Source organism: Secundilactobacillus similis DSM 23365 = JCM 2765 (assembly GCF_001311075.1).
Classification (GTDB): domain Bacteria; phylum Bacillota; class Bacilli; order Lactobacillales; family Lactobacillaceae; genus Secundilactobacillus; species Secundilactobacillus similis.
On record NZ_BBAD01000095.1, the window covers coordinates 1 to 11,667 of the forward strand.

The 11,667-nt window shown below is 46.9% G+C and carries 9 protein-coding genes and 1 pseudogene; 7 read left to right on the forward strand and 3 right to left on the reverse strand.

The annotated features are described in order from the left end of the window. The first annotated feature begins 898 nt into the window (after positions 1–898). On the forward strand, positions 899–1,525 hold the full coding sequence (locus tag JCM2765_RS14480; protein WP_054737339.1) for a leucine-rich repeat domain-containing protein: 627 nt from the start codon (positions 899–901) through the stop codon (positions 1,523–1,525). After that, positions 1,464–2,441 (forward strand): DUF5776 domain-containing protein, encoded by a 978-nt coding sequence (locus JCM2765_RS14485; protein ID WP_156301815.1) that lies wholly within the window; start codon positions 1,464–1,466, stop codon positions 2,439–2,441. The genes JCM2765_RS14480 and JCM2765_RS14485 overlap by 62 nt, the downstream gene beginning before the upstream one ends. Before the next feature lie 108 nt (positions 2,442–2,549). Here the strand turns inward: JCM2765_RS14485 and JCM2765_RS14490 are convergent, their stop codons facing one another. Beyond that, positions 2,550–2,831: a hypothetical protein gene (locus JCM2765_RS14490; protein WP_054737341.1), complete on the reverse strand. Its 282-nt coding sequence runs from the start codon at positions 2,829–2,831 to the stop codon at positions 2,550–2,552. A gap of 546 nt (positions 2,832–3,377) precedes the next feature. Here JCM2765_RS14490 and rbsD point away from each other — a divergent pair. After that, positions 3,378–3,773: a D-ribose pyranase gene (rbsD, locus tag JCM2765_RS14495; RefSeq protein WP_054737342.1), complete on the forward strand. Its 396-nt coding sequence runs from the start codon at positions 3,378–3,380 to the stop codon at positions 3,771–3,773. Between the two features lie 97 nt (positions 3,774–3,870). Continuing rightward, positions 3,871–5,234, forward strand: a pseudogene (fucP, locus tag JCM2765_RS14500) (L-fucose:H+ symporter permease). 940 nt (positions 5,235–6,174) lie between these two features. Here the strand turns inward: fucP and JCM2765_RS14510 are convergent. Continuing rightward, on the reverse strand, positions 6,175–6,813 hold the full coding sequence (locus JCM2765_RS14510) for a DNA alkylation repair protein (protein ID WP_054737344.1): 639 nt from the start codon (positions 6,811–6,813) through the stop codon (positions 6,175–6,177). 192 nt (positions 6,814–7,005) lie between these two features. After that, positions 7,006–8,046: a lactonase family protein gene (locus JCM2765_RS14515; RefSeq protein WP_054737345.1), complete on the reverse strand. Its 1,041-nt coding sequence runs from the start codon at positions 8,044–8,046 to the stop codon at positions 7,006–7,008. 354 nt (positions 8,047–8,400) lie between these two features. On the opposite strand from JCM2765_RS14515, the gene JCM2765_RS14520 reads away from it, so the two are divergent. The 3 genes from JCM2765_RS14520 to JCM2765_RS14530 all read left to right on the forward strand — a co-directional run bounded on the left by JCM2765_RS14520 (position 8,401) and on the right by JCM2765_RS14530 (position 11,339). Further along, a complete protein-coding gene (locus JCM2765_RS14520) occupies positions 8,401–8,856 on the forward strand; it encodes a hypothetical protein (protein ID WP_054737346.1) in 456 nt (151 codons plus the stop codon). A 101-nt stretch (positions 8,857–8,957) separates the two neighbouring features. Beyond that, on the forward strand, positions 8,958–9,422 hold the full coding sequence (locus JCM2765_RS14525; RefSeq protein ID WP_054737347.1) for a Fur family transcriptional regulator: 465 nt from the start codon (positions 8,958–8,960) through the stop codon (positions 9,420–9,422). An 846-nt stretch (positions 9,423–10,268) separates the two neighbouring features. After that, on the forward strand, positions 10,269–11,339 hold the full coding sequence (locus JCM2765_RS14530; RefSeq protein WP_054737348.1) for a peptidoglycan recognition protein family protein: 1,071 nt from the start codon (positions 10,269–10,271) through the stop codon (positions 11,337–11,339). The last annotated feature ends 328 nt before the right edge of the window (positions 11,340–11,667 follow it).

An 11,667-nucleotide genomic window follows, 5' to 3' on the forward strand; every position in this document is an offset into this window, starting at 1 on the left:
TCTTGTTTGCGGATTATCGGCAGCAGGACCGCACTCCCCAAAATTTATCATGAAGGACCAAACTGTCGTACGCTGACAATTGCAAGCATCTCAGTAAGTATTGAACGGCAACGTTACGACATCGGGTCAACAGTACGTTCAAGTGGATTAAGTCAACATTCAGAATAGATTGACATCTTGTCCGTCATGATGACGAAACATCGACCGTTGATCAACTTTAGCGTTTGTCGATTCAACGTCAGTCATTGTAATACTGTCGCAAGTCGTTCAGTTAAGCATTTGAGATGGTCTACAATAGTGCCGAATTACGCCAATGTAAGATTTCGGTATGCGGCTAGGTGGATGCTGTGTCGCGATAATTGGTGGTTGTTGGTGTTCTCCCGACAACCGCCAATTATCGGGGACAAATGTAAGACTCGCATGGGGTTTGGCGAGGCTTACATTTGAGGTCTGAGACCGCCCTTTGGCTCAGACCGGCCCCACAGCAGGAACCTAGCCGCTTACCGGAATCGTAAGTCCACGCAAATCACTGCACTTCACAAACTAAACACAAGAATGCTTACGCTGGACACAAACGACAGCTATAAGTCAAATTGTGACCAATCTATGAACAAACACTGAACAATGTATGAATGTAGGACAATTAGGTTGATTTGTTTCCTATTTAACCGTTACACTAGTAATAGTAAGAATAACATTAGAGTTATAAGCAATCTGTTAATTAGCCGCTCCCGCCCAAAAAAGGAGGTTTCACCATGAAAACGACAACGCTCTTGCGGACCCTGATGATCAGCACCTTAATCTTAGGCCTGACACCGACCGCCTCATCCCCGCTGCCGCTGCTGAAACAACGTCTACCGAAACGGTCACGCAACCCGTCACCGCAACGAGCGTGACGTTGACCAGTGAGAATGCCAACATTCAAAGTGGCAAGGTGCTTGGCTTCAAGGCTGATTGGCTTGCTGCCAACACTGAAGCTGCCCTCGGTCTCATCAATGGTGGGACGTTGATCTTTGATTCATCGTTAGGTGACAGTCTTAGCGTCGACACGAAGGCATTTTCATTAGATCATCTCCGAAGCCTCTTGCCTAAAGCCGCTAATGCGACTGGCATTAGCAAAGTCACCTTCCCAACGACTGCTAAATCGTTGACCGTGGGCTATCAGGCATTTGCGAATAATCAGTTGACGACCGTTGAACTGCCCAAGAGTCTTTCTGGACGTCTGGTGATTGGCGATGGCGCCTTTATGAACAACCAGATTGAAACACTGGAAGTGCCGAAAAACGTAAAGACCAGCTTAACGATTGGGAACAAGGCCTTCATGAACAACCAACTTGAAACCTTGGAATTCCCGAAAACGACTTACTCTTCGGTCATCATCGGTGATCAAGCATTCGCGAATAATCACATTGATAAAGTGGAATTCGCTAAATTCGTCCACGCGGATCAAAGCTATCTGCGGGTTGCCAACCAGATTTCCGTGGGGGGCGGCGGCATTTGCCAACAATGCCATCGACAAACTTGAGATTCCGGTTGGCACGAAAATGGCGTCAACTGCCTTCAGTAACCAAATCGTAACGATGGATGTGACAACAGATGACGACGGCAATATTGCGTTTGGTGAACTATTGCCCAATCTGGTTGCCGTTACGAACAATGATGGCAGTCGTCCATTAACGGCTGAAGAAGACCTTCAAGTAACAGTGGTCAATGGTGGTCTAGCCGCTGAAAATAATCAATTGACCGGCCTAAGTTCCAGCGTTGAATTCGCGACGGCGACCGTTAATATCGCCTTGAAAAACGCGGCTGAAATTGGTGGCTACAGTATCCGACCATTGACATTAAACATTGAAAACGATGCCTATACTGGCTCGAATACGGGCGGCAACACCGATAACGGTGGCGGTAGTACTGGCGGTGGTAGTACGACTACCCCAGAACCAGCCCCAACACCGGAAACCACACCAGACGTAACCCCAATCGTTCCAATTTCAAGTGATCCAGTCATCAAAAAAGTGAAACATCCGTACAAGATTTATGCAAAACGCGCAATGCGACTTCACAAAACCGTTGAACTCAATCAACCACTTCAAAGTTTTAAGAAACAAGCTCGGACAAAGGCGAAAACCTTCACCGTTCTGGGTGTCAGTTACTCTAAAGGTGGTGCAAAACGTTACCGGGTTGCGGGCGGTTACGTGACAGCCAACCCAAGTTACGTTGCTAACCTGTACTACCAAAGCAACACTAAACGCATTCGTGTCATCAGTACCAAAGGCATCAACCAGTACAAGACTGCTAAGTTGACCGGCAAAGTGCGCACGACCAAGCGTAATCAAGTGCTCAAAGTAAAACGCCTGATCAAGACTGGCAAGGCAACGCGTTACCAACTGACGAATGGCAACTATGTGTCAGCTAACAAACAATTGGTGATTTGGAAATAGCTAACAAGCGCCAACAAAAAATACGGCAACTACCCGATTAAGGTAGCTACCGTATTTTATTTGGACTGAGATTCAAGCTGTAATGCAATGACCCGTTAGTGAAGTCGCCTAAATCATAAACATTAACTTAAAGTACCCGGCCACTAGCGTTAAGCCGATCAGCCACAGATCGAGTTGTTGTAACCGGCTCGCCTGCTGCGTCGAGCTGAACACCAAGAAGTGACCCGTGAATAAGAGCAAACTCGTAAAGACTAGCGCTGCAAACAACATGGCCGATGAGCCGAATATCAACGTCGCAAAGGTCAGCAGATTCAAGAGTAAGATCAACCCTCGTCCTAACGTCATTTGACGTCCCATAGCAACTAGCTGCAAATTAAACCGATTCATCATATTGTTCACGCTCCTTAACGTGTTATTCTTTCAACCACGGTCATGATAACATCTTTCCTCAAAAAAATACGGGATTCTGCATAGAGTTTAGTGACTTCTAATCTTACCAAAAGTGAATGCTCATCAACCTTATCAGACCGGGATTGGTTAAATGAGATTGCTTAGCTAATTCTTAACAACCACCGGGTGATTTTGAGGATTGTTTTGTCGCTCACAATGGCACGTCAATTTTTCTCAATCGATTCCAATTATTCCCGGTCACAAATAAAAAATGCAATTTTTTAGCCGAAATTCAAAACACTGCCGTGACATACAGCCTCAGTGTGTTACGGCACTTAAACCGTTTAACTTACAGTCGATTATGTGAAGTTATTGCCAAAGAAACAGTTGCAATCGTTTTCACCATATGCTAAAGTATCATTCGTTAGTCAGTAACAAGAACTGGGTAGCACTAGTAAAACGGTTTATCTAATTTTGACAGGTCTTTCACTTAGTGTTTCCCGCTAATCAATTTGATTTTAGTCACACTGAAAGGATGTTACAACATTGAAGAAAACGACTGTTATCAACTCAGAACTCTCAACGGTGATTGCCGGAATGGGTCACATGGATTGGTTGAGTATCGGCGATGCCGGCATGCCAGTCCCAATGGGCACCAAGAAAATTGACTTGGCCTTAACCAAGAATCTCCCAAGCTTCATTGACGTGTTATCAAACATTTTAAGCGAGCTTGAAGTTCAAAAGATCTACCTTGCGGATGAGATCAAAACGCAAAACCCTAAGCAATTGACGGCCATCAAAGACCTGTTACCCGATGTTGAAATTGCCTTCATGCCTCACAGCGAATTGAAGCAAGACCTTGCCAAGACCCACGCTTTCGTGCGGACTGGTGAGATGACGCCATTCTCAAACATTATCTTGGAATCCGGCGTTACCTTTTAATTTTTTGTATCTCGTAAAACGTTTTAACTGCCATTATTTTAACTAATCGGTGGTCGGTCCTCTCTCACCGCCACCAGCCAAAGGAGTGTCTAACAACATGGAACAAACTGCTACAAAGGCTAAGCATCACGGTTGGACTCAACTGTCTGATGGGTACCTTAGCAAAACCCCCGTTTTCCAATTCTTGCTGGTTTCTCTGATTTTCCCACTTTGGGGCGCCGCAGCCAGCTTGAACGACATCTTGATCACTCAGTTCAAGACCGTCTTTCAACTTAACGATGCCGCAACGGCCTTCGTTCAATCCGCATTTTACGGTGGTTACTTCCTGATTGCGATTCCAGCATCACTGATCATCAAGAAAGCCAGTTATAAATTTGCCATTATGACCGGGTTGATCTTCTACATTCTCGGTTGTGCGATGTTCTTCCCAGCATCACGGGTTGCAACTTACAGCATGTTCCTGGTTGCCATTTTCGCGATTGCGATTGGCTTGAGTTTCTTGGAAACCTCTTGTGACACATACAGCTCAATGTTAGGACCGAAGCAGTTCGCCACGATTCGGTTGAACTTCTCCCAAACGTTGGTCCCACTTGGCGACATCACCGGGATTTTGCTTGGTAAATACCTGATCTTCGGTTCCGTTGGTAACTTGGCCGATAAGATGGCAAACATGCACGGTGCTGAGCGAATCGCTTACGGTGAACAGATGTTGCAATTAACGTTGCGGCCATACAAGTACATCTTAATTGTCCTGCTTGTTATGTTGATCATCTTCGCCCTCGTGCCAATGCCACGGGCCAAAGCCGTTGCTGAATCAGCCGCTGGTGAAGAAGCCCAAGAAGAACGTCCTAGCTTAGGCGAAACGATCAAGTACCTTTGGCACAACACCGGCTTTAAGAAAGGGGTCTTCACCCAATTCGTTTACGCCGGTCTGCAAACCACGGTTTGGTCATTTACCATTCGTTTGGCCTTGAACTTGAACCACAGCATCACTGATGCCGCTGCTTCAACTTTCATGATCTACAGCTACATCGCTTGGTTCGTTGGTAAGTTAATTGCTAACTACTTCATGAGCAAGTTCTCCATCACGGGTACATTGACGGTTTACTCTCTCTTAGGCGTATTATGCTTGATCATCACGTTTACGGTGCCAAACATGACTGCCGTTTACTCAGCCATCATGACCAGCTTCTTCTTCGGTCCTGAATGGCCAACGATCTACACCCACACCTTGGATCAAGTTCACGAAAAGAAATACACCGAAACTGCTGGTGCAATCATCGTGATGGCCCTCATTGGTGGTGCCATCTTCCCAGCTATTCAAGGGTTAGTTTCTGATTTAACTGGCTCAATGCAATTATCATTCATTGTCCCAGCCTTTGCTTCCTTTACATCACGGGTTACTTCTTCTTGGAATACCGTTATGAAAAGAAGCATCCGGAAGAAATGCAGGAACATTAATAATAGAATGTGTAAGAAAGCTCTGGGGATATCTCCAGAGCTTTTTTGTTGTCGTTTGTGTCTAGCATAAGCATCATTGATGTGCGTTTGTGAAATGTGATTTGTGTGAACTGACGATTCCAGTCAGCGACTAGGTTAGCAGCGCTGGCCGGCCTGAGCCAAAGGGCGGTCTCCGGCCTCAAATCGAAGCCTCGCCAAAAACCGTGCGAGTCTTCAATTTGTCCCCGATAATTGGCGGTTGTCGAAAGTTCGTCAACAACCACCAATTATCGCGACACAGCTTCCACCTAGTCGCTGACCGAAATCTCATATTGCGCAATTCGGCACTATCGCAGAACATCTCAAAACGCGTTAAACGGCAACGTTATCTTATCAAATCAGCCCAAACGTGACGGTCAACTGATGAAGCTCAGCATCACGCAACCGTTGATTCATTGCGGTTACTAAACATTAACCACAATTGCTTCTACAGTTGTCGAGTTATCGTCTAACACTGACATCACACAGTTCCGTCGGCTTCAGAATGTGTCAGTCAGCTATTCTGGTTGCCAACAGCGCACCATGTAGCGGGAGGCGGAGGCGCGCGGGGCTCAGCAGTGTCGGTATGACTTGGGCAGTCGTGCCCCGTGGGGTTCGGGGTGCGAGTGCTTTAGTTATACGCCAGTCCGGAGAGATCCGGCATGGGCGGTTTTTGCCCATTCCTAGCTCGTAGGCTGGCCACTGCGTTCCAGTCCCCGCATAGCGCCGGAGCCTCCCGCGGCATCCTCCCACTATTAGAAGATCAGAATCACTGTACTTCACAAACTAGACATACTGACATTGGACACAAACGACAGCAATAGACAATTAATCCCCACAATATAACATAGCAAAACATAAAAAGCAGCGCCGACCCAATCACCTAAGATTGCCGTCAGCACTGCTTTTCCCATCCATAATGCTACAAATACTTCCCCGCCTCTCGAGCCGCCAACGCCGACAACTCATGCGTCGCCAAAAACCGACGCACCCAATCCGGCGCAAACTTCCCGTAGCTGCGCAACGCCCAGCCAATCGCCTTTTGGATAAAGAACTCATCCGTCGTCTGATCCGCCTCGATTGCGCGAGTCAACAATTCCGTATCCAACGTCTCCTTCTCCAATAGCTGTAGTGTAATGCTAATTCGCCGTTGCCAGAAGTCCGGGTGGCCATAAAACCACTCAAACACGGTTAACTTATCTTCCGGATGAGCCTTCAGGTAAACGTCAAACACCTTCCGCCAAGCGTCCACCGAGTCCCACCAAGCCTTCTGTGACACGTACGGCGTCAGTGAGTGCAACTCTTGCAACGATAGCCGTTTCGCCACGTGAACCGCTAGATCGATGGCGAGGTACTGATACTCTCGCTCACGTCGCCCGTAGAATTCAGCGACCCATTCCAGTACTAATTGAGTTGATTGATGCGTACTCTGCTTTAGCAACGGCCGTGATTGCAGTTTCCGGTCCGGCGACTTGACCCCCAGAAACGGAAACTGGTTGCGCATGTATGCGCCCATCGGTTCGATATTTGCTGAATTGCCTTGAAATTGAAACTGGCTCATGTGATAACCACCTTTTCGTATCCCTCTCGACGCCTTTGTTAGCCGAACGGTTGATCTCGTTAACGCTGAATGTAACATAGCCAAGTCAGCACCGCAACTATGATTATCACGTGCACGATAACCCATCAAAAAAACGTCACGAACCCCAACTGGGTCCGTGACGTTAAACCTATTATCGATTATCGATTTAATTTATGCGCGTGGTGCCACACAAACGCCTTCTGGAACGGTGAAATCTTTTTGAACCATCGTCAACTTACCAGTTGCTGCGTCACGCGTGTACAGCGTCGCATTGTTAGTATTTTGGTTAACCACGATCACAAATGATTCATCCGCGTTAAAGTTGAAGTCCCGTGGGAAGTCGCCTTCAACGGACGTTTGGTCGATCAACGTTAATTGGCCGTTAGCTTCGACTTTAAAGGTTGCTAAAGTGTTAAAGCCCCGGTTCGACACGTAAACGAACTGGTTATCGCTAGACAAGCGAATTGCGGCTGCCCCGTTGTGCGCCGTCCAGTCAGCCGGAATCGTCTTCAACGTTTGTTGTAACGTGAAACTGCCAGCGGCTTCATCGTAAGCCAAAACGGAAACGTTGCTGGACAATTCACCGACTAAGTAGGCCACGTTTTTAGCGGTGTTAAAGACAATGTGACGGGGACCGAAACCGGCTTCGCAGGTGAACTTAGATTGTTCGCTCAACTTGCCATCGTCTGATAAGTTGTAAACCGTAACCGTATCGTTACCTAAGTCACAGACGACTAACCGGTTATCCGGCGTCAAGTCAGCGTAGTGTGGGTGGGCGCCATCCTGTTGTTCTGGACGAGGGCCGTTACCAGTGTGGGTAACCGTGTCAGCGACCGTCAATGTGCCGTCTGCGGCAATCTTGTAGACGGTGACAACGCCGGTGTGATAGTTTGCCGTGAAGACAAATTGGTGGGCTTCATCAACGGAAACGTAAGCTGGTGATGACCCTGGCGTCAAGTTCTTGCTGATTTCGGTAAATGGTGCTGCACTAGCATCAAACACCTTCAAGCCGCCAATCTTCTTGCCGTCTTCAGATTCAGCATCAATTGCGTAAACTTTGTGCGCCTTAGATTCAGCCACGTAGGTTGGGTTGCCAGACTTGCCAACCAGCTCCAAATGCTGTAACTGCTTAGCTGTCGTGTCTAATTCAAGTTGATAGACCCCTTCACTACTCTTCTTCGTGTAGGTGCCAATTAAAAAGGTTTCGATCATGTTCAATCCCCCATTATGCAATGTTTGTTCTTGTTCATTATAGCACAGGGCTTTGCGGGTGAGCGGGTTAATTGGTCTAGGGTGGTTATCGGTTTGTGGTGTAAGGATTGACTGTTGTGTCTATCTCAGGATCATTTAAGTTGTCATCGTTGCTTTTTCTGTTATCTAGCCTAAACGTGCTCAAAAATGCAGGTCCCGGCCATCTAAGGCCATTAAGCGGCAAACGCCAAAACCCGGCGTCCACCGCTTAATGGCCTTAGATTCTGGGACCTACCCGCATTTTTTTGCACTCTAGTAAAAACCGAACATTCATGCTAAAATTATGCCTATGACATTAATACAAGGAAGCACATCATGGCAAAATTTGAACTGTACCACCCAATTTTGACGCCCCACTACCGACTTGATTGGTTAACCCAGTTTACCGTTAAGGACGTCAATGCGTTACGTCAACAACGCTTTCCAAACGAAACGTTGCTTGAAACCGCAACTTACATTAATCGTGAAATGAGTACCGTTATGCATGATCAAGCGTTAACTTGGGGCATTCAGGATAAAGTTACCGAAGCATTTAACGGCAGCGCGACCCTGTCTAAAACCGATGATGGCCTTGGCCTACTCAGCTTAACGTTAACGACAGACGCCGATAGGTCCGCTTTGATTCACGATTTAGTTACCTATATGAATGACTTTAGTCGTAGTGAACTCGGCGCCACCCAGTTTGCGGTTCAGGCTGATAACGCGGATGAGGTTTTAACATCACTGGGGTTCAACTACGATGCGACTCATAACTACTACGTCGCGGCTTAAGATAACATTAAGTGTATTATATTGGAAGTATTCTAAAAAACGTGTTTTAATAGACTAAACGGCAACGATTCGTTGTCTAATTCTGAAAAAGGGGCCTACCTTTGAATAACGACGCACTTGACACTGCCCTCCAGCAGCTTCGCCAAAAGCATATTCGCATTACACCACAACGAAAATTAATTTTAAACTACTTGATTACGCACGAAAATCACCCGGCCGTTGAGACCATCTATGAAGAACTAGCTCCTCAAATGGCCAGTCTAAGTCTGGCAACGGTGTACAACACCCTAAACAAATTTGTGGAACTCGGGATTGTTATCGAGATTCCGAACGAAAACGGCGGGGTGCGGTACGACTTCTTCGGTCAACCGCACTACCACGCCATCTGTGAAAACTGTGGGAAGGTGACCGATATCTACGATCCACAACTTCCCGAAATCGAGAAAATGATTCAACTGACCGCCAAGCAACAATCCGGCTACACGTTTAGTAGTAGTCATATTGAACTTTACGGATTGTGTCCGGAGTGTCAGGTAAAGTTACAGAGTGTGGAACAGGGCGCTTAGAGAGCGGAGCGTAAGTTGCTTTTGCCAGAAACTCCGGGTTTGGGAGTTTGTGGTGAAAGTGACTTACGTGTAGCTCTCTGCCCTGTGGAACACGTTTCGGCTCGAGGACAGCAATGACCAGAGCGCGGAACAAAGCGTTTAGAGACTGGAGCATAAGGCCCGTTAACCAGAATCCCCGGTCTTTGGGGATTATGGTTGACGGGCCTTATGTGCAAGTCTCTGCTTTGTGGAGCGTGTTTAGTCTCGAGGACAGTAAGACAGAGTGTAGAACAGGGCGCTTAGAGAGCAGAGCGTAAGTTACTTTTACCAGAAACTCCGGGTTTGGGAGTTTGTGGTGAAAGTGACTTACGTGCAGCTCTCTGCCCTGTGGAACACGTTTCGGCTCAAGGACATGAACGTGGTCTCGTAATATCAACCACAATACGAAGTTATAGTCACGTTACACCAACTAAAAAACGCGACTTCGCAAAAATAGCCAACCACAACACCCCACCCTCCCAACGCTAAGTTCACTAAAATTCCATCCACCTCAAACCCAACGTTCCGCGACGCCAACCAAGTCTCGGAACGTTATTTCATCTGCACACCCCTAACTTCCCGCAATTCGGATTTCACCCCAAAATAACCAAAAATCACCCAATTCCCCACCTTAAGGGATTTGTTACGTGTTCTTAATATGATTGAAAATAAGTGCGCCAGTACCCGTCAAAACAATGCTTAACGTTGTAACATAAAGGGATTTCACCGCCAGACCGGTTGTTTTCCTTGGCATTTGCCGGTAAACTAAACTTCAGAAAATGAATCGACCGTTCATAAAAAATAATGCGAAATAGTGAGATGACGACTTTGAAAAAAACAACTTTGCTTCTAACTGGATTACTGACCCTTGTCACGGTCGGTTTTGCCGGTACGCAGACGGCTCATGCCAGTTCTGCTGTTAATAGTTATATTTCTAGTGAAAAGATTGCGCCTGCTAAGATCACCAGTGCCGTTTGGAGTGGCTTCCCTAAGAACGCCTACCGAAACGGTGTTGGTAAGCCTGAAGGGGTTGTCGTTCATGAAACGGCTAACCCAAGCTCAACCATTTACAACGAAATTGCCTACATGAAGAAGAACTACAACAACGCCTTCGTGCACTCCTTCGTCGATGCTGATCACATTATCAACATCGCCAACACCAACTACCTCGCTTGGGGCGTTGGCTTCCCTGGGAACGCCCGTTACGTTCAATTCGAACAAGTTGAAGTTCACAGCAAGTCCGCCTTTGCCCACGAAGTTGCCAACGCGGCTTGGTACACGGCTTACCTGCTGCACCAATATGGCTTGAAGCCAAACCGGGCTGATTACGATGGTAAGGGTACCGTTTGGTCTCACCGTGCGGTTGCCAAATACCTTGGTGGTTCAACCCATACCGATCCCGTTGGTTACTACTCATCAAACGGGAAGAAGTACTTCGGTCAAGGCTACACGATGGTTCAGTTCTACACCCTCGTTAAGTCTTACTACAACACCGACTTCTCAACGACTGGTTCAGCAGCCTCATCATCATCATCTTCATCTAGTGACACTGCTGCAACTTCAGTTGATAAGGTCACTTACTCAGACGCTAGTGTAACAGCAACGCTTTCAAGTGATTACAGCAAGTATAAGCTGTACAACCACGTGAAGAACGCCTACACCAACATGAAGACCTACAGCTGGTCATCCGTTGGCGCCTCAACTGGCAAGAAGATCTACATCAACAAGAAGGGTGTCAAGGACAAGCAAGGCTCAACTTGGTACCGGTTCAGCTTTAGCACCGCTGCTGGCGCTAAGCAATACTGGGCTTACTCAAAGGCCATTACGCTTGATGATACGACCGCTGCCGCTACTAGTAGCAGTGCAACGGCTATCAGTACTTCAAGTAGTGCTGAATAATTAATCGATAAATTTAAAACGGATTCGAAATTTCTGTTGGTTGGAGGTTTCGGATCCGTTTTTTGTTGGGGTCGTTTTTGGATTTCTATGTTTCTATATTTCTATATTTCTCAGAACTGGCTGTTTGCCGACGGTTCCCTTGGCAAAGCCGCATTTTTTAGTTGGTATAAGTTGGCTACAATTTTCGGCGCCTATTTGGATTGAATTTTCCGCTTACCAGTTTCTTTGTGGAATTGCCTTTGTAACTGCGTTCTGGCCTCCGCGCCGAAACGTGCTACGAGAAGCAAAGAGCTATGTGTAAGGCGACTTCCGTAAAACCGCCCAAAAG

Coding starts and splice junctions, on each gene's coding strand:
- JCM2765_RS14490 (WP_054737341.1), bottom strand. CDS start 2,831: ATGATGAATCGGTTTAATTTGCAGCTAGTTGCTATGGGACGTCAAATG.
- JCM2765_RS14510 (WP_054737344.1), bottom strand. CDS start 6,813: ATGAGCCAGTTTCAATTTCAAGGCAATTCAGCAAATATCGAACCGATG.
- JCM2765_RS14515 (WP_054737345.1), bottom strand. CDS start 8,046: ATGATCGAAACCTTTTTAATTGGCACCTACACGAAGAAGAGTAGTGAA.
- JCM2765_RS14520 (WP_054737346.1), top strand. CDS start 8,401: ATGGCAAAATTTGAACTGTACCACCCAATTTTGACGCCCCACTACCGA.